The organism is Paenibacillus sp. KS-LC4, from assembly GCF_036894955.1.
Lineage (GTDB): Bacteria > Bacillota > Bacilli > Paenibacillales > Paenibacillaceae > Pristimantibacillus.
In genome coordinates this window covers 2,762,198-2,781,544 of the sequence record NZ_CP145905.1, presented here as the reverse complement: position 1 = coordinate 2,781,544, position 19,347 = coordinate 2,762,198, and the positions used below count along the sequence as shown (strand labels likewise).

Here is a 19,347-nt window from a genome sequence, read left to right as displayed (position 1 = left end):
GCGTTTCATCGTTATTCTACCGGAATTAAATGTTTATTTTTCACAAAATAATCAATTCCGGAATAGAGCGTAATTGCAACTGCGACCCAGCTTGCAATCAAATCAAATGGAACCGAGATGAAAGCGAACGGGAAGTTGTTAAGCAAAAGCGATATGATCATCGTAATTTGTACAGCTGTTTTCCACTTGCCCCATTTGCTAGCTGCCATAACACTGCCCTCAAGCAGCGCAATTTGGCGAAGTCCAGTAACAGCGAATTCACGGCTAATAATCAGAATTGCAATCCAGCCAGCCAGCTTATCCATCTCCACCAGTGAAATTAGCACAGCCGCAACAAGCAGCTTATCAGCAAGTGGATCAAGAAGCTTGCCCAAATTGGTTACAATTTTGTTCTTACGGGCGATATACCCGTCTAACCCGTCCGTACTCGCTGCCACAATGAAAATAATTGCTGCAATTATCTGGTTATATGTAATGGAATAGTCATCAAATACAACTGAGCCCACATTCATATTAACGAGCAGGAAAACCATAATAATTGGCACTAAAATAATTCTAACAAGCGTAATTTTATTGGCGAGATTCATACCTTTTCCTCCCCGAATAAAACAAAATCTGCCCAGTCATTGCGCGTCATTTCACTCACCAGTTCTGTCATCTGCGTCTCCCCAGATCCCTTCCGCGAAACTATCCTACCAAGTATAATACATTGCATAATCTGGTGTCAAAATGAAGAAAAGAAGGTTTAACAAAGCCCCCTTCTCTCGCCAAGCAGCGAAAAAAGAGGACCTCTAAACCGCCACTTGCGGTTAGCGATAATTTGTGAATTGCAGCTCAATCGGCAAATTAGCACCGCGAAGTAAATTCATAACGGCTTGCAAATCATCACGACTCTTGCCGCTTACGCGAATTTGGTCTCCTTGTATCAGGCTTTTCACCTTCAGCTTCGAATCGCGAATCAAAATATTAATTTTTTTTGAATGCTCCTGATCAATGCCCTGCTTGAGCTTAACATGCTGGCGAACGGTATTCGCCGAAGCTGACTGGATTTTGCCGTAATCCATATTTTTGATCGGCACGCCGCGTTTAATCATTTTCGATTGCAAAATATCAATAACGCTGTTGAGTTTATATTCATCGTCAGAAACGAGAACCAGCTCTTCATTTTCAAGCTTAATGCTGCTCTTGCTTCCTTTAAAATCAAAGCGCGTCTCAATTTCACGCTCCGCCTGCTGAATCGCATTGTTTAGCTCCTGCATATCCACCTTGGACACAATATCAAATGAACTTTCTGAAGACATGTAGCTCCACTCCCCTATAAAATAGCTTTCATAACTGTTACGGCGTAGCCGAAACAGTCGCTTCTGGACTGCCTGCATTCGCTGATGCTGCCGGATTCAGCTGAATTTTTTTCGAGCCTGCCCGATCCCCATCTGGAACAAGCACGCCATCAACTGAAATCGTGACTAGATCTGCACGGCCTACATTAATATATAACGGCTGCTTTAATTCAAATTGCAGCGTAGAGCCGTCGTTAGCATTTTCCGATAGCAGCGCGCTGCCCTTAGATCCACCTTCGCGAACTTCCATCCAGCTTTTGCCGCCAGCTACCTTGATTTCAAGCTTATGAACGGCTGTTCCTGGACCTACATCATAATGATCAACCTTGCCGATTTTCGATGAAAAAGTAACCGTCACGTCCTCCTGAAGCGTCGGTGTAGGAGTTGGCGTAACCGTAGGCGCAACAGCGCCCGTTGTCGCTCCAGTCTCAGGTGTCGGCGTAGGCGGCGCAGATTCATCGGTAATTTTTGTTCCTTGATCGATCATATCGGACGGTTTGTCTTTTTGATTGATGACAAAAATCCATACGACAGCCACAATCAAAATCAAAAATGACCACATCATCACATTGAAGCCTAGCTTGCCAATACGGTCAGAGCCGACAGACTGTACGCGTCTGGGCGGTCTTGTCGTTACAGGCTCCGTAAACGTCTCCGTAATCGTATTCGGTACTTCCTTCTCGTGCAGGCGCAGCACCTCTTCGGTATCAAGTCCTACAGCCTCGCAATAATTTTTCACGAAGGCTCGTAAATAGAAGCTTCCCGGCAGCACGCTGTGATCGCCGGTTTCTATGGCCTCGAGGTAGCGCTTGCGAATTTTCGTCGTTTCCTGAATATCGTCAAGCGTCAGCCCGCGTTCTTCACGCGCCTTGCGGAGCAGCGCTCCAAGATTAGACATGCCTGCTTCCTCCTTTCAGCTTAAAAATCATCCGAGTAATTTGCAGTGAACGATTCGTACGTTATTTCCTCATCCGGCGTATTGCGCAGCTCTATTATAATATCAAAATGGCTGTGATCGTATTGGGATTCTTTAATGAAAATATCGGGATGCTCAATGACCTTCGTCGAAGGCATAGCCATAATTTCTTGCAGCAAGGCATGATGGCGCTCATTGGAACGAATCGTGCTTACAATGCCGTCAATGATAAAAATATTATTTTCATTCATTTCTTCTTCCGAAAGCTGGCTTCTTACCGTTTGGCGGAGAAGCGTAGAAGAAACAAACGCCCATCGTTTATTTGAGCATACGCTGCCAGCGATAATGGATTCCGTTTTTCCTACGCGCGGCATACCACGTAAACCTATTACCTGATTGCCTTCGCGTTTAAACACCTCGCCTAGAAAATCAACGAGAATTCCAAGCTCATCACGTGTGAAACGGAATGTTTTGCGATCGTCAGAATCACGTTCGATATATCTTCCATGACGCACAGCCAAAATGTCTACAATAGTTGGCGTACGCAGCTTGTTCACGGTAATGTTATCAACCTTTTTGAGCATTTTGCCGAGCAGCACGATTTTTTCTTCATCATCGGTTTGCAGCAGCATGCCACGCGTTCGGTCTTCCACACCGTTAATCGTCATTATATTTACTTCCAGCATACCGAGCAAAGAAGCGATATCACCGAGCAAGCCTGGCCTGTTCTTATGTATCTTATATTCCATATACCATTGTTTTGATTCCAGCCTAATCACCATCCCAGCACATTGTTGACCATACATATCCAGTTGTCCGTCAAAATCCTATTCTACAATTTTCGCCACATTCCTGCAACCTTACATCAAAACTATTGAAAGGCTGCGGCCATTGCCGGCATTTATTAGGCATATTCGCAGAAAAGCCTCCGTGCTGGAGGCTTTTCTGCGAATAACATGTAGCGAATTACGCCTTTTGTACAAGCTTAAGCATGAGACGAGCTAGAACCTTGCGCTCGGAATCGTCGCCTGCATCCCACAGCTCCTTTAATACGCGCTGCTCCTCATTTTTCGGATCGACCTTTTCATCAAGAAAAGATCCGATTTCGAAGGCAAGGCTGGCTATGGACTCATCGTCCATCCCGATTTCCTTCGCATGCTGGACCTTGTCAGCCAAAAATTGCTTCCACGTATCGAAGTTTGTAAGAACGGTTGACATTTTCCTTCGCCTCCTTGTGTTGTGAACAATCATCAACAATCATTATTCTGCTTCGATAAGAGGCAGATTATGCGGAGGTTGCAACGTCAATAAACAGCATTTCCCCTTACGTATGCCAACCGCCATTCGGGCTAATGACTTGGCCTGTAATGTAAGAGGATTCCGGAAGGGAAAGAAAATAAACGAGCGAGGCAACTTCATCCGGCTGGCCAAGGCGGCCCAGCGGAATTTCCTGCTCCAGCGCTGTCTTCTCATCCTCATTAAACCCATCCATCATTTCCGTGTTGACCGCACCTGGAGCAACCGCGTTGACCGTAACGCCCGACGGAGCCAGTTCCTTAGCCAAAGCTTTCGTAAAAGCGTTCATTCCCCCCTTGGAGGTGGAATACAGCACTTCACAGGAGGCGCCCGATATCCCCCAAACGGAAGAAACATTAATGATACGGCCAAAACGATTTTCGATCATGTGCGGCATAAAAATTTGGCTGCATAAAAACATTCCCTTAAGATTAACGGCCATCAGGTCGTCCCATTCTTCCTCCGATACGTCCATCAGCATGCCGTAATGCGCGACACCGCCATTATTAACGAGGATATCAGGCATTCGGTTATGCGCCTCTAGCTTGTCTCGCATACGCAGCAGCTGCTCCTTAGAGCGCAAATCAGCGGAAATAGTCATTGCATCTCCGCCAAGCTGCAAGCATTCCCTCGCCGTTTCATTTGCCGCCTCATGGGCATTCAAGTAATGGATGACGACATTCATGCCTTCTGCCGCGAAGCGCCGCGCAATTGCGGCGCCGATGCCACGGCTTCCCCCTGTAATAAGCACAGTCATCTCCCCTAGCGTCTTCACGCGTCAGGCTTCTCCACTATTGATACAGCCAGCTGATTAAAATCAAAATGCTCACGCAGCCGCTCATTCGCCTGTTCAAGCGTGCAGCTCTCGTACAATGGCAGCACATCAAACATATCACTGTCGCGGAAGCGGTAGCGCGTAAATTCGCCAGCGATGGATTCAGGGGAATTCAGCATCCGCAAATAACCGCCGATTTTTTTCTTTTTTGAGCGTTCAAAGGCGATTTCATCGAGTCCGCTCTCAAGCGCTTGCTCAATAGCAGCCTTTACACGAGCCAGCAGTTGCTTTGGATCAGGAGTATCTCCGCCAAGTACAGAGAACGCATAGCCCGGATTGGCATTATATTCGGTTCCAAAGGAATCGGAAATGAGCTGGCTTTCGTAGAGCTCTTCATACAAAGCCGAGCTCGGTCCAAACAAAACATCGAGCATCAGCTTGGAGGTAACTTCCTGACGCAGCAATTGCTCGCTGGATAAACTCGTATTTTTTTCCTTAAAGCCAAACATGCATTTCGGCAGCGAGACCGGAAGCTTCGTCACTTTATGCGGTGTTTTAACCGAAGTCGGCTCTTCCTCAAACAGTCGGCGAATTTCGCCCTGCGGCTTGAAGTTTTTGGCTGCTTGATTGCTTCTTACAAGCTCAAATACTTCCTTCGCATCTACGCCGCCAACGACGAACAGCAGCATATTGGAGGGATGGTAAAACGTTTCATAGCACTTATACAGCGTCTCCTTATCAATTTGATAAATCGACTCCACAGTGCCGGCAATATCAATATGCACCGGATGGGTGTGGTACAGCGCATCAATAAGCCCAAAATAAACGCGCCAGTCGGCATTATCCTTGTACATATTGATTTCCTGCTCAATAATGCCTTTTTCCTTGTCCACATTCTTGTCGGTGAAATAAGGATTTTGCACAAAATTAATGAGCGTCTCCAGGTTGGCAGGAATTTGCTCCGTCGCCGAAAACAAATATACCGTGCGGTCGAAGCTTGTGAAAGCGTTCGCGGATGCACCTTGGGACGCAAACGTAGCAAAAATATCGCCTGTCGGCTCCTCGAACATTTTGTGCTCCAAAAAGTGAGCAATCCCGTCCGGCACTTTGACCGCTTCCCCTTCGCCGACTGCAAACCAATTATCAACTGAGCCGTATTTCGTGGAAAATGTAGCGTATGTTTTATGAAAGCCCTCTTTAGGCAGCACGATGACTTCAAGTCCATTATCTAGCACTTCACGATAAAGCGTCTCCTGTACGCCCTTATATTCCAATGGTTGCACGGTGGTTACGCCTCCTTCCGATCACGCAAATAATAAATCGTATCGAGCTGCACATTTTGTGCAACTCTGACAATATCGGCAGCGGTAACAGCCTGCACCTGCTCAAGCAGCTTCTCGGCACTTCTTTCCTTGCCGGACAGCACCGCATTAAAATCGTAAGCGATCATTTCATAAGCAGAATCCTGAAGCTCGCGCAGATGGTTCGCTATCATAGCTTTAGTCTGGCTCATTTCGAGCTCGGACAGCACGCCTTGACGCATGCTCTCGAGCTGCTCGCGAATAATTTTGACCGCTTTCTCATAGTTCTCGATTTCGATGCCTGACTGCACCGTGCATATGCCTTTATGTCCATCCAGACGGGAAGCCGCATAATAAGCCAGACTTTCCTTCTCGCGCACATTCAAAAAGAGCTTGGAGTGTGGATATCCGCCTAGCACACCATTATACATAAGAGCTGCCGCATAATCATCATCCCCATAAGCGACACCCGTACGCAGGCCCAAGTTCAGTTTCCCTTGAGTCACATCCATTCGCTCTACAACCGTATGAACCTCGCGCACCTGATGAGTAACGTCTGCCGCTGGATAGCTCGCCGCTGCTCCGTCAGCCAGCTTAAACGCATCACGTACGTAAGCTGTCACTTCCTCAAGCGTAGTATCGCCAACTACGTACAAATCGAGCGCCGCTTCCCCAAGCCATGTCTTGTATTGCTTATGGAGTGATTCCGGGGTTATCCCTTCAATCGCAGCAAGCTTGCCAAGCGGATGCAGCCGATAAGGCTCATTTGCACACATTTCTTCAACGCATCGCTCAGCGGCATAACGGATTTTATCATTGACGATTGATTCCAGCCGTTTCGTGAGCGTCACTTTTTCTGCATCGACATATTTACGGCTGAATGCGCCATTTTCGAGCAAAGGCTCAGTCAGCACCTCGCCAAGCAGTCCCAATGATGCAGCAAGCAGCGGCGTGTCCGAGGATACAAACTGATCGTTAATGACATCCAAGCGGAATTGGACGATTTGAGAATCTCCACGCTTATATACATCAAAGCCGAAGCCGGCTCCGTACAAATCATCGAGTCGCTCGCGAAATGCTTTCGTCTCCGGCGTCGCCGCCGTCCCTCTGCGCAGCACAAAAGGAATAAGAGCTGTCTCTGTAACCGTATCTTCTGCAAGCACGCGCCCGGCAAACAAGGAAATCGCGAACGTTTTAAAACGCTTAGTAGGCAGCACATGCAGCCGTATTCGACCATATTGTCCTCTTTCGAAAAGTGTCACCTTCGCTAGCTCCTTCCAAACTAAGTTTTTATGCATACGAAAAGCATAACTTTCTATGCTTCAAGTAAATGTATTCCAATTTCAAGTATCCTATACCATTCTAACCGAAGCGAAAAGGAAGAAGCAACCAGAGCTGCTTTAAGGCAGAACGGTTGCTTCTGTAAAGGCGCTACATGCAAAAAATGTGCTTGCCTATCGTTTTTACCTGCGGCCTTGTCCATATCCACTTCGAGGTCGCTGTTTCGGGATTAAAATAGTACAAGCAGCCATTTGATGGATCTTGTCCGTTTATTGCATCCATAACCGCGCGGCTAGCTGTTTCATTTGGCGTCAGCCAAATTTGGCCATCTGCTACCGCGGTAAAGGCACCCGGCTGAAAAATAACGCCTGAAATCGAATTCGGAAAGCTTGTTGATTGCAGTCGATTGAGAATGACCGCTGCAACGGCTATTTGTCCTACATAGGGCTCGCCCCTAGATTCCCCGTATACGGCGTTTGCCATCAGCTTCAAATCATTGGCGCTGAGGCCCAGCTTGTTAGACTTAGAAAGCGAGCTTCCACCTCCGCCGCCATTGCTAGAAGCAGCTGTATTCCCTGAGCCGGCTTGTCCTCCGGAAGATGAATCTGCTGCTGTCGGCTTCCATGCCTTGGTCGCCTCCCAAAGCTTAAGCTTTGTCGAGGCCCCGACCACCCCATCTGCCTTCATTCCGAATTTCCATTGGAACCAGGTAACGGCATTTTTCGTGCTTGCTCCAAACTGCCCATCTACTTTCCCGCTGAAATATCCCAGATGTTTCAGCCTTCCTTGCAGCTCATACACATCCTTGCCCGAGGAACCAACCTTGAGCGTTGCATTGCTGAATGTCTCCGATGTTTTAACTTGATTCATATGCCGGAGCGAATAGGAGCCGAACAAGGCGATAACGAGCACTGCGGTTATGACCATTAGTCTTTTTTTCATAAAAGGATCTGCCTTTCTCTTACAAGATAGTACGCTAATTAACAGCGTTGCCTAAGTCTAGTATGAGAAATCAGTCCAGCTTCTATGCAAAATTTTTCGTTGTCGCAATTAAGAGCTAATTCGTCCCGCTTCGAGCTGATCGATTGTAAGCAGCACCTCACGCGGCTTGCTCCCTTCGTATGGCCCCACAATATGACGGGCTTCCATCTCGTCAATGAGCCTTGCAGCTCTGGTGTAGCCTATCCGCATACGGCGCTGAAGCAGGGAAACCGATGCCTGCTTTGCTTCGACGACAATTTGAACGGCCTGGTCAAACAACTCGTCCATGACCTCTTCAGAACTAGCCGTCTCCTCCTCAATTTCCGGTACAAGATCTTCCTTATATTCCGCTTCTGCCTGTCCTCTAGCGTAACCAACGAGCGCCTCGACCTCCTGATCGGAAAGGAATGCCCCTTGTACCCGCGTTGGCTTGGAGGTACCCATTGGCAAGTAAAGCATGTCGCCGCGGCCAAGCAGTTTTTCCGCTCCCACCATGTCGAGTATCGTTCGTGAATCGACCTGAGAGGACACACCAAAAGCAATTCGCGATGGAATATTCGCTTTAATGACACCGGTAATGACATCAACAGACGGACGCTGCGTTGCAATAATAAGGTGAATGCCCGCCGCGCGAGCCATCTGCGCAAGTCTGGCAATAGCGTCCTCAACATCGTTAGCCGCTACAATCATTAAATCCGCAAGCTCATCGACAATGACGACAATGTAAGGCAGAACCGCTTTCGGATTATCTGCCATTAAAGTGTTGTAGCCCTCAATATTACGAGTTCCCGATTTTGAAAACAGCTCATAGCGTTTTTCCATCTCGACAACGATTTTCTTAAGTGCAAGCGATGCACGACGCGGATCTGTTACAACAGGAGCCAGCAAATGCGGTATACCGTTATATACGTTTAGCTCCACCATTTTCGGGTCAACCATGAGAAACTTCACTTCATCTGGCGTTGCTTTGTACAAAATACTAGTAATAATACCGTTTATACAGACTGATTTACCGGAGCCTGTCGCTCCCGCAACAAGCAAATGGGGCATTTTCGCCAAATTGCCCACAATTGGCTTACCCGCAATATCACGCCCAAAGGCAATCGACAGCTTGGAAGGCGAATCATAAAATTCCTTTGTTTCCATCACTTCACGCATTGTAACGATGGATATTTCCATATTCGGCACTTCAATTCCGATAGCCGACCTTCCTGGAATAGGCGCTTCCATCCGAATATCCTTGGCTGCAAGCGCAAGTGCGATGTCATCGGTCAAGCTGACAATTTTACTCACCTTGACGCCCGATGCCGGTTCAACCTCAAAACGGGTAACGGCCGGGCCGATAACGGGATCAAGCACCTTCGCCTTCACGCCAAAGCTTTCAAGCGTCCGCTCCAGCTTGAGCTTTGCCTCCATAGAACTTGAGCCAATGCCGCCTCTGACCATATGGCTAGGCTTGGATAGCAAAGTAAACGGCGGTAAAACATACGGCTTGACCACTGGGACGCTTGATGATGCTAGCGCCGCCTTGCCTTCCGCCTCTTGATTGCCCGCTTCAACACTGCCAGCATTAGTACCAGATACAGCAGCAACCTGTTGGCTGTCTGCCCCTCTCACGCCATCCAATAAAGGTTCCTCATATTCATCGCTATCCTGCTCAACAGCATGCTCAAATTCCTCATTCATCTGCTCAACGACATGACTGTCCATTTCTTCTACTTCGTTTTCTTCTATATGTACCAGCTCTTGCTGCTCCTGCGTTTCTTGCGGTCTCCACGGCTCTGACCATTCCGGTTCATCCGTTATGTCGGTATGAGCGTATGACTGAACAGCATGGGAAGCCAAAGCCTCCTGCTCGCTGGGCCATAAGCTAGCGCTTGTCTCCGGCATCGGAGCTGCGGCTGATGAAGCAATAGTACCGGTCGATGTTTCGGCAGCAAATTCGTTCTGCTCATTGTCCCAATCCTGATCCCAATCTTCCGCCCAATGCGGTACTGCTGCGCCCTCTTCGCCACGACCAGCCTCACTATGAAGCGGCTCATCCTCAAGCTCCCACTCGTCATGGCTCGCGGCAGCAGCTTTCGTCTTATCGGATTGACGCCAAGAGAAAAACAGCGACTTTTTAGTTTTGGCAAGGCGTGGTGCAAAATCTTCATCATCATCAATCGTATCGTCCGAAGTGAGCACGCTGCTTGCTCCCGATGCTACGCTTGCATTTCTAGTTGCTTGCGCCGCAGCACGCTCGGCGGAATAATTCGACCATTTTGCCGCGAGCAGCTTCAGCATACGAACAAAGCGGGTACGCAGCGTCTTGAACAGCTCCACGTAGGACTTCCCTGTAATGAGCATAACGGAAATTGCTATCATGACGAGCATGAGCAGTTGGGCGCCAATTTTCCCAAATAAGGTGAAAAGCACGGAATATTGCAGCGCTCCAACGTAGCCCCCGCTAATGGCCTTCTCCTTAAGCGGGCGCAAATCCTGCGGATTGGAAGCAAGCAGCTCTCCCCTTAAGTCGCTGTCCAGTTGATTCAATATCACCTTGCCGGACAACAATGTCGTATCCCCCAGCTTGCGGTCAATTTCCGCAATGGAGCTCCACAGCGTAAAGGCTAACACGAGCACAAGCATGCCTGTTTTCCGGTTTGACCAACCTTTCGGCCACATTCGTTTGACCATCACGACCAGCCCCACATATATGCCAATCAGTGCAATCACAAAGTAAAATTTACCCAGAAAGAGGCCAAACAGTTTGGACAATGAACGTCCAACCGTCGCCTCTCCCGATAAAGCAATAATCGATACCGTAATGAGTAAAATACCGTAAACCTCATATTTCAAATTTGCTGCGAGCGATTTCTTGCCCCTTCTCTTCTTAGCCAACGATTGTCACCCCCGGTAAAACATTATACCATAGGTGGACAAATGTTCCTATTCGTTCGTTAGTCCCTTAAAACCATTAATTGCTTTTCAAAATTTGACAACAGCTCCTGGCGAAAGCTGCGGATTTAAATAATCATTCAAGCCGCAATGAATGAGCCGAATGACTTTGCCCATCCCTGGCGCAATAGGCTCTACCTGCATATAAACGCCATCCACCCAAACTTCGCGTCCCTGATTGATTTTCTCCTCCGCCTGCCAGCCTGCAAGCACCTCTTCCAGCGGAACTATCGTATACAGAACAGACATTAGTTAAACACCCCCGGAACACCGGCCGCCCTGCGCTGCTCTACCAGCCGCCTAAGCTCCCGAAGAGCGTCTCCAAGACCTCCTACCGCATCAATCAAGCCATGGCTCACCGCGTCTCCGCCGACGACAGTTGTCCCGATATCGCGCGTCAGCTCGCCCGTTTTAAACATTAGCTCCTTAAAAGTCGCTTCCGGAATTTTGGAATGCATCGTAACGAAGCGAACGACGCGCTCCTGCATTTTATCCAAATATTCGAACGTTTGGGGAACACCGATCACGGTGCCATTTAAGCGAATGGGATGAATTGTCATCGTTGCCGTCGCAGCAATGAACGACATGTCGCCAGCAACTGCTATCGGCACGCCGATTGAATGCCCGCCTCCGAGTACAAGCGTAACGGCCGGCTTAGACAAGGAAGAAATCATTTCGGCAATAGCGAGTCCTGCTTCCACATCTCCGCCAACTGTATTGAGAACGATCAGCACGCCTTCGATCTTCTGATTTTGCTCAGCTGCGACCAGCTGCGGAATCAAATGCTCGTATTTTGTTGTTTTGTTTTGCGGTGGCAGCACCATATGCCCTTCAATCTGTCCAATAATCGTCATACAAAAAATATTGGACTCGGCCTGCGGAATGCTCACTTGGCCTAGCTGCTGCAAAGCGTCAAGCGCCCCAGTCGCCTTTTTCTTCTCTTCATCATAGGGCTCAGGCTGCTCTCCTGTTAAACTCATTGAATACGGCCACATCGGCGAAATCCCCCTCTTGAACAAGGCTATTACCGTTTTTGGCTGAACCTACGGCTCATCATAGTATGGGAATGTCGCATTTATTTATGCTTGCTGCTCTTGTAAATATTCAAGGTATGGCCGGATGCTTACCGCGCTTGTCTTAAAGTCAGGCATTTTGCAAAAAGGGTCCAGTTGTGGACTGGTAGCCCGGTTTACATTTTGTACGCCGCCCCAATGCATGGGAATAAATACGGTGTCTTCACGAATGCTTTCTGCCACCTTGCAGCGTAAAATGACCACTCCCCGCTTCGATTGCACAGCTACCAGCGAGGCATCCTCAATGCGGTATTTCTTTGCAGTATGAGGATGAATCTCCACATGATTTTCCACATTTCTCGCTTCCAGCGCAGGACTGCGGTGCGTCTGCACGCCCGTCAAGTAATGAGAAAGCTGCCGTCCATTGGTCATAAGCAGCGGAAACTTACGGTCAGTCTTTTCAGCCGGGGAATCGCTCGCAACCGTTTGAAAAACTGCCAAACCATCCTCATGGGCAAACGACTTCTCGAACAGCCGTTTCGTGCCTGGATGATCAAGCGATGGGCATGGCCAATAAATGCCCTCCTCCTTGCGCAGCCGATCATACGTAATGCCGTAATAATCGGCAAGTCCGCCCTTGCTTGCCAAACGCAGCTCATTAAAAATTTGCTCCGAATTTTCAAAGGCAAAATATTCGCCGCGCCCAAGCCTCTTGGCCAGCTCGCATAGCACTTCCCAGTCATGACGGGCCTCTCCAGGCGCAAGACGACCCGCTTCTCTAAGTAAAACGCGTCCTTCCAAATTAGTCATCGTTCCCGTATTTTCCAAATAAGCGGATATTGGCAGCACCACATCAGCGAGCAGCGCCGTTTCGGATAAAAACATATCTGCTACGACGGTAAAATCAAGCTTGGCGATGCCTTCCTCCACAAGTGTTGCATTCGGATTCGAGACGACTGGATTCGAGCCCATGACAAGTAAAGCTTTAATCTCCTCACGGTGCACCATTTCCATCATTTCATAAGCCGACACCCCTTTGCCGGGGAGCTCCTCCGGGCGAATGCCCCAGACGCTCGCCACATAAGCCCGATCATGCTCATTTTCAATCAGTCGATAGCCTGGAAGCTGATCTGCCTTTTGTCCATGCTCTCGTCCACCCTGTCCATTGGCTTGACCGGTGACCGCCCCGTAGCCGCAGCCCTCACGACCGATTTTCCCCGTTGCCAGCACCATATTAAGAAAATTCCGCACCGCCAAATGACCATCGGCATGCTGCTCAACCCCACGCGCAGTAAAAACCATCCCCGTCCTCGCTTCACCAAATGCGAGCCCAGCGAGGCGTATGAGCGACTCAGACACACCCGTGCTTGCTGCAATTTCAGCCAAATTCTGCGATTTTACATGCTGCTCCAGCTCTGCGAAGCCCTTCGTACGGCTGCGAATAAACCCCCGATCAATGAGTCCCTCGTCAAAAATAACTTTTAGCATACCATTCACAAGCGCAGCGTCCATGCCTGGCTTCACCTGCAAATGAATGTCCGCAAGCTCGGCCGTTCCCGTCATTCGAGGATCAATCACAATAATGGTCGCCCCGTTTTCCTTTGCCTTTGAAAAATAAGGCATTAGCGTCGGCTGGCACTCCGCTATATTCGTTCCGGCAAGAATCAGACATTCCGACCGTTCGATTTCCTTCAGCTGATTCGTTAATCCGCGATCCACACCAAACGTCTTGCTTCCTGCGGAAGCGGCCGCCGACATACAGAAGCGTCCGTTATAATCAATGTAGCGTGTACGCAAACCAACACGAGCGAATTTGCCAAGTAAATAAGACGTTTCATTCGTCAACGAGCCACCGCCATATAAAGCGACGGAATCCACACCATGCTCGGCCTGCAAGGACCGGAAACGACTGGAAACCAGTTCGAGCGCCTCCTCCCATGTCGCCTGCACAAGCTCCCCTTCCCTTCTAATAAGCGGATGAACAAGGCGCTCGCGATGCAGCGCATGCTGATGCGCATTCATCCCTTTCACACATAACCGTCCTTCCGATGCGGCATTCGGAATCGCTGTCACCTTATAGGCCAAACGCCAGGCCGCCGAGCGCTCCTCTTCGACGCGCATTTTGCATTGCACACTGCAAAAAGGACACTGTGTATCCATAACTGCCGTGATTTGGGCTTTCGGCTCATCTACTTTTAGCTCCATCATTATTTTTCCTCCCTACTCAAACGGCGCACTTCTCTTGTTTACGTTCCATTTGCCAGCTGCCGAGAAGCTCCTCGCGAAAATCAGGGTCAAGCAGCTTCTCTCTTACCGCAATAAGCCCTACTCGCTCTAGCCACTTCCATACCGCTTCCCCATAATAGGCGGTTTGACGGTACCACTGCATGCAGGCTATCGCCGTTTCAGCCGCTCGCTGCTCCGTTGCCTCTATCATAAGCAGTTGAGCTTGCTTGACCGGGCTTTCCATATGACCGCCAATATAAAGCTCCCACCCAGCTGGCGATGCCGCAATGCCGACATCATGAACCAGCACACCAGCAGGATACAAGGCACCCGCAGATATAGAAGCTTTCAGCATGGTTGGAAATGCCAGATTACCTAGTGCCTTCACCAGCTCTGCTGCAATATAACCCGGCCCGTCATCTTCGAGACGGTCGGCATGCGAAATCGGACAACTGGAGGGCGCTTCTTCTTGCTTAGAAGCAGATAGAAGCACGGACTGCAGCGACGGGTAAGGAAGCTGTCCCTGACCTTGAATATCGCCTGCATCATTTGTTTCAGCCAGCCGCAAATAGTAGCCCATAGCAGTCCGGCAAATGAGACAGCCCTCGGGCTTGTTCCATGCGAGAATCATTCTTGCGGAAGCAGCATCGCTAAACGTATCCCCAAGCATAGCTTCTTTAAGCTCTGCCGGGTCAAGCTCCGTACAGCCGCAAATGGGCGCCGCTTTAACCGCTCCCCCAACTCCCGATAAAGCATAGGCTACGAGCGACTCCACCATTGGACGGCATCCGCCGCAGGAGCCGGAAGCCTTCGTCTTGTCGCGTACTTGATCAGCCGATTCAAGCCCCTCACTCTGTATCGCCGCTACAATAGCTGCTTTGCTTACCCCGTTACAGGCACAGACCGTCTCACCGTCCGGCATGGCAGCTGCAACAGAAGCAGCTCCGCCTGTTTTGGCGCCTGAATCGCTGTCCTTGAGCACGCCTATTCCAGCACGGCGTTTCAAATACCCTAGCAGCTTGCTGCCTTCGGAGCTGTCTCCGAATAATACAGCTCCAGCTACAATACCGCCCTGCATCGTAACTTTTTTATAAGTGCCCTTCATCGCATCATAATGCTGCAGCGCGGTTTCGGCTTCTTCATCGCGGATAACGCCCGCGGAAAACACCTCCACACCTGAAACCTTTAATTGTGCATACGGAATGGAGCCGTGATAGCCCTCCGTTTCTACCTCGCACAAATGTCGCGCAAGCACCTTAGCCTGTTCATAAAGCGGAGCAACTAGTCCATATACGGTTTCTTGGTGCTCAGCGCACTCCCCGACTGCGTATATATTCGCTATATTCGTTTCCATATAATCGTTAACGATGATTGCACGGTTCGTCCGAATGCCGCTATCCGCTGTAACGGCTAAATTCGGGCTAATCCCGATCGCTACGACGATGAGATCCGCAGCAAGCGTTGTTCCATCCGAGAACAGCAGGCCATTCGCCCTGCGGACGCCTGTTATTTTTTCCGTCCGCTTATTAAGCCAAAAACGCATGCCCTGCTTCATCAGCTCATTTTTAAGCAGGTCTGCTGACATCCGATCAAGCTGGCGATTCATTAAATAACCGGCGTTGTGAACGACATCAACCTCCATCCCGAGATTCAGCAGCCCTCTCGCCGCCTCAAGCCCGAGCAGTCCGCCACCTATAACGGCAGCGCGCTTAAAGCGCTGGGAAGCCTCCATCATCGCCTGGCAATCCTCCATATTGCGGAACGCCGTTACGCCAGGCTTTTGAATGCCTGGGAGCACGGGCATGAATGCCGATGAGCCGGTTGCAATAATCAGGCGATCATAGGCTATCTTTTTCCCTGATGCTGTCAGCACCCTTTTCTCCTCCACATGAATACGCTCAACCCTCTCGCCAGTTAACAGAATAATGCCCCGCTCACTGTACCAATTCCAATCATTCAACGTAATATCAGCGAGTGCGGTGTTCCCTTGCAGCACTTTGGAGAGAAGAACACGATTATAATTAGGATGCGGCTCTGCGCCTATAATGGTAATGTCGTATGCTTCAGGAGCCAGCTCGTATATTTCCTCTACGCATTTTACGCCAGCCATCCCGTTGCCGATAACGACAAGCTTTTGCTTCATCAAAGCCGTTACCTCCGTTCTTTCGTAAAATGGCCAAAATGGTTTTCGCTTGTTAAGTCAAACTAAGAAACGCGGCATGACTTCCTGCCCGAAGACCTTCACTCGGAATTGCCGCCAGTGCATTCGCACCCGCAAAAGCAGCAATATTGCCCGATTTATCGTTCGGCAGCGGCTTAACTCGCCATTCTCCCGCCTCCATCCATACAAAAGCGCGGATATAACGGGGATAGGGCGAAGTCTTATCCACATCGTCCATGAGCACAGCTTGCTTCCACTCCGCCTTGCTTCCATTGAGACCTATCCAATGCTGTACGATTGGCTTCACTAGCAGTACAAGCCCTGTGTAGCACGCTGCTGGATTGCCAGACAAGCTGATCAACAGCTTTCCTCGATGTATAAAAGCCGACGAATGCGGCCCAGGGCGCATCCTCACTTTAGTGAACAATGGCTCAAAGCCGAGGCAATCAGCCGCGCGGGCCACACAATCATAATCGCCTACCGAAATACCTCCCGTCGTAATAACCAAATCCGCATGCTCCGCAGCTTGCTTAATCGCCGAAGCAATGACCTCCGCTTCATCCTTAATTGGCAAGGAACGAATTACCGAGGCACCCAGCTCTTGTAAAAATGCTTCCACAACGAAGCCATTGGCATCGTAAATTCGATTTGGCTGCAAGAGCTGGCCCGGAAGCAGCAGCTCATCTCCAACAGGAAGGATGGCGACCTTTGGTTTTGCGACTACAGAAGCCCGCTCCTGCCCATAAGAGGCAAGAATGGCAATTTCCTTCGAACCAAGTCTGGTGCCTTTATTAATGACGAGGCTGTTCTCAGCGATATCTTCACCTGCCTCGGCAATATTTTTTCCCGGCTGTATAGGCTGATTGATTTGAATTTGCGGCATTCCCCAGCTCACTGCGTCCGTTTGCCGACCTTGCAAGCTAGGGAGCTGAATTTCCTCCTGTCTAATGACTGCATCAAAGCAGTCAGGCACAGGAGCTCCTGTAAAAATACGCACGGCTGTCAGTTGTTCATTAATGAGGGGATGACCGCCAGAGCCTGCAAACCAAGCTACCGCCCCCGCCTGCACCTCGCCAGTTACGATAAGGCGTATCGGATGAGCAGGTGAGGCCGTCTCGGTATAAGCTGAATGGAGTGCATAACCATCCATTGCCGCCCGGCGAAAGGGAGGCATAGGAAATGGGGAGTAAAAATCCTCGGCAAGCACTCGCTGAGCGGCTTTCTGTAAAAGCACTTGCTCTACCTTGCCCGGCAGCGCACGTTCAATTAGACAATGAACAGCCTCGTCTACGTTTAAACCTCTTTTTATATCTACACGATCTACACGGGCAATCGCCATGGGGACTCCTCCTTCATATTGCTGAAAATAAGCATAAAAGCCCGTTCCCTGTCAGCAGGGAGCGGGCTTCATTGCCAGTGGGCGGCGGCACACCATTGTGCGGCCTTTATATGGATTATTATGAGCATAAATGAAATTGCTACACATGTCAACATACGTAACATTATTTAGACTTCGAGATCGCTCAGTTGTTTTATGTAATATTTATTGACACTAAGAGGAGGTTATTCTATAATTCAGCTTGAGTTCACAATGAGGTGAGCAATTATCGTCTGCACAGAGTCGTGCTGGCGTTCGGCAATGAGGCCGCAATCCGTCCGAGCTTTAGCTTGGGGCAGACTGCGGCCTTTTCTTTATATGTACAGCTGGAATTGCGGTGCGCCATGCACCCCGGGAATGCGAAAACCGCCATCACCCACGCTGACTGAGCACGAGAAAACCAATTATAGAGGAGATAGAGACATGGTAGATAAAAAAGCGTTTTGGAAAAGTGGACACAAACCATCCTTGTTCAGTTCTTTCTTATATTTCGATATCAGCTTTATGATTTGGATTTTAATGGGACCGCTCATCGTGGTTATCGCCAGCGATTTTCCGATGGATGCTGCTCAGAAGGCCAAACTGGTCGCCCTACCTATTTTAGGCGGATCAATCCTTAGACTTGTGCTAGGTTTTATGACAGACCATATTGGACCGAAGAAAACGGGTCAAATCGGTATGCTCGTTACAATGATTCCGCTCATTTGGGGCTGGAAATTTGTTGATTCCTTAACAGAGCTGCATTTCGTTGCTCTATTGCTCGGGGTGGCTGGAGCCTCCTTCGCAGCAGCACTGCCGCTTGCAAGCAGATGGTATCCCCCGCAATATCAAGGGCTTGCCATGGGGATCGCTGGAGCAGGTAACAGCGGTACCGTACTGACGACGCTGTTTGCTAATCGGCTGGCACAGCATTTTGGTGGCTGGGAAGCGGTTTTTGGACTAGCGCTTATTCCCATTGCAATCGTATTTGTCATCTTTACGATCTTTGCCAAGGAAAGCCCCAATCAGCCCGCTCCGAAAAAGCTGTCCGAATATGGGCAAGTGCTGAAGCAAAAGGATGCATGGCTGTTCTGTCTTTTATACAGCGTTACGTTCGGCGGCTTCGTCGGCATGTCCAACTATTTGACCATTTTCTTCAACACGCAATATGGACTTTCCGCAATTCAGGCGGCAGATTTTACGACCATTTGCGTTATCGCCGGAAGCTTCTTCCGTCCTGTAGGCGGCTGGCTCTCTGATAAGCTTGGAGGTATTCGCGTCCTGATGACGTTGTATATCGGGGCTGGTGTTATGTTAGCTTCCGTTTCCCTGCTGCCTTCTCTGTACGTAGTCTGCACCTTGCTGTTCCTTGGCATGATGTGCCTCGGCGCTGGCAATGGCGCTGTATTCCAGCTCGTACCGCAGCGCTTTGGCAAGGAAATCGGCATTATGACTGGAATTGTCGGTGCAGCAGGCGGTGTTGGCGGATACTTCCTGCCGCTTATTCTCGGCAGCCTTTATCAAACGACAGGCTCCTATACACCGGGCTTCCTCATTCTAAGCAGCATTGCCCTGCTCAGCATGCTCTTGCTGGCTTTCATTCAAAGGGAGTGGAAGCGCACTTGGATTGGCAGCGGCGGCAAAGCCAAAATAGAAGGCGGCCAGCCAGTCGGCAGCTAACCCCTTCATAGTGCTAGAAAAGCTGCAAGCAAAAAAGAGCGACGAATCGTCCGGTTATCCGGGCGATCATCACTCTTTTT

The 19,347-nt window shown here is 49.5% G+C and carries 16 protein-coding genes; 1 reads left to right on the top strand and 15 read right to left on the bottom strand.

What is annotated here, in order from left to right; translation table 11 throughout:
• Positions 1-11: 11 nt before the first annotated feature.
• From pgsA to V5J77_RS11925, 15 genes are all read right to left on the bottom strand, one after another.
• A complete protein-coding gene (gene pgsA / locus V5J77_RS11995) occupies positions 12-587 on the bottom strand; it encodes a CDP-diacylglycerol--glycerol-3-phosphate 3-phosphatidyltransferase (RefSeq protein WP_338556054.1) in 576 nt (191 codons plus the stop codon).
• 222 nt (positions 588-809) lie between these two features.
• A complete protein-coding gene (locus tag V5J77_RS11990; RefSeq protein WP_338556052.1) occupies positions 810-1,301 on the bottom strand; it encodes a YajQ family cyclic di-GMP-binding protein in 492 nt (163 codons plus the stop codon).
• Positions 1,302-1,338: 37 nt separating this feature from the next.
• A complete protein-coding gene (locus V5J77_RS11985; protein WP_338556050.1) occupies positions 1,339-2,238 on the bottom strand; it encodes a RodZ domain-containing protein in 900 nt (299 codons plus the stop codon).
• Between the two features lie 20 nt (positions 2,239-2,258).
• The gene (locus tag V5J77_RS11980) at positions 2,259-3,026 is read right to left on the bottom strand and encodes a DUF3388 domain-containing protein (protein WP_046230848.1); all 768 of its coding nucleotides are present in this window, start codon (positions 3,024-3,026) and stop codon (positions 2,259-2,261) included.
• A 196-nt stretch (positions 3,027-3,222) separates the two neighbouring features.
• Positions 3,223-3,474 (bottom strand): DUF3243 domain-containing protein, encoded by a 252-nt coding sequence (locus tag V5J77_RS11975; protein WP_338556048.1) that lies wholly within the window; start codon positions 3,472-3,474, stop codon positions 3,223-3,225.
• A 106-nt stretch (positions 3,475-3,580) separates the two neighbouring features.
• Positions 3,581-4,309 (bottom strand): SDR family oxidoreductase, encoded by a 729-nt coding sequence (locus V5J77_RS11970; protein ID WP_338556735.1) that lies wholly within the window; start codon positions 4,307-4,309, stop codon positions 3,581-3,583.
• A 14-nt stretch (positions 4,310-4,323) separates the two neighbouring features.
• The gene (locus tag V5J77_RS11965; RefSeq protein WP_338556047.1) at positions 4,324-5,610 is read right to left on the bottom strand and encodes a pitrilysin family protein; all 1,287 of its coding nucleotides are present in this window, start codon (positions 5,608-5,610) and stop codon (positions 4,324-4,326) included.
• Between the two features lie 5 nt (positions 5,611-5,615).
• The gene (locus tag V5J77_RS11960) at positions 5,616-6,926 is read right to left on the bottom strand and encodes a pitrilysin family protein (RefSeq protein ID WP_338556046.1); all 1,311 of its coding nucleotides are present in this window, start codon (positions 6,924-6,926) and stop codon (positions 5,616-5,618) included.
• Between the two features lie 133 nt (positions 6,927-7,059).
• Entirely contained in the window at positions 7,060-7,851 is a 792-nt protein-coding gene (sleB, locus tag V5J77_RS11955; RefSeq protein WP_338556045.1) for a spore cortex-lytic enzyme, read from the bottom strand.
• 108 nt (positions 7,852-7,959) lie between these two features.
• Positions 7,960-10,773, bottom strand: coding sequence for a DNA translocase FtsK (locus V5J77_RS11950; protein ID WP_338556044.1), 2,814 nt, complete (start codon positions 10,771-10,773; stop codon positions 7,960-7,962).
• Between the two features lie 87 nt (positions 10,774-10,860).
• Positions 10,861-11,079: a YlzJ-like family protein gene (locus V5J77_RS11945; protein ID WP_338556042.1), complete on the bottom strand. Its 219-nt coding sequence runs from the start codon at positions 11,077-11,079 to the stop codon at positions 10,861-10,863.
• Complete coding sequence (locus V5J77_RS11940; protein WP_338556040.1) at positions 11,079-11,825, bottom strand: ClpP family protease; 747 nt, start codon at positions 11,823-11,825, stop codon at positions 11,079-11,081. Before V5J77_RS11940 ends, V5J77_RS11945 begins: the two co-directional genes overlap by 1 nt.
• 84 nt (positions 11,826-11,909) lie before the next feature.
• Positions 11,910-14,051: a nitrate reductase gene (locus V5J77_RS11935; RefSeq protein WP_338556038.1), complete on the bottom strand. Its 2,142-nt coding sequence runs from the start codon at positions 14,049-14,051 to the stop codon at positions 11,910-11,912.
• 16 nt (positions 14,052-14,067) lie between these two features.
• Positions 14,068-16,212 carry an FAD-dependent oxidoreductase gene (locus tag V5J77_RS11930; protein WP_338556732.1) on the bottom strand — a complete coding sequence of 715 codons (2,145 nt, stop codon included), beginning with the start codon at positions 16,210-16,212 and terminating at the stop codon, positions 14,068-14,070.
• Positions 16,213-16,264: 52 nt separating this feature from the next.
• The gene (locus V5J77_RS11925; RefSeq protein WP_338556037.1) at positions 16,265-17,569 is read right to left on the bottom strand and encodes a molybdopterin molybdotransferase MoeA; all 1,305 of its coding nucleotides are present in this window, start codon (positions 17,567-17,569) and stop codon (positions 16,265-16,267) included.
• Positions 17,570-18,031: 462 nt separating this feature from the next.
• Here V5J77_RS11925 and V5J77_RS11920 point away from each other — a divergent pair, with 462 nt between their 5' ends.
• Positions 18,032-19,267: a nitrate/nitrite transporter gene (locus tag V5J77_RS11920; RefSeq protein WP_338556033.1), complete on the top strand. Its 1,236-nt coding sequence runs from the start codon at positions 18,032-18,034 to the stop codon at positions 19,265-19,267.
• Positions 19,268-19,347 lie beyond the last annotated feature (80 nt).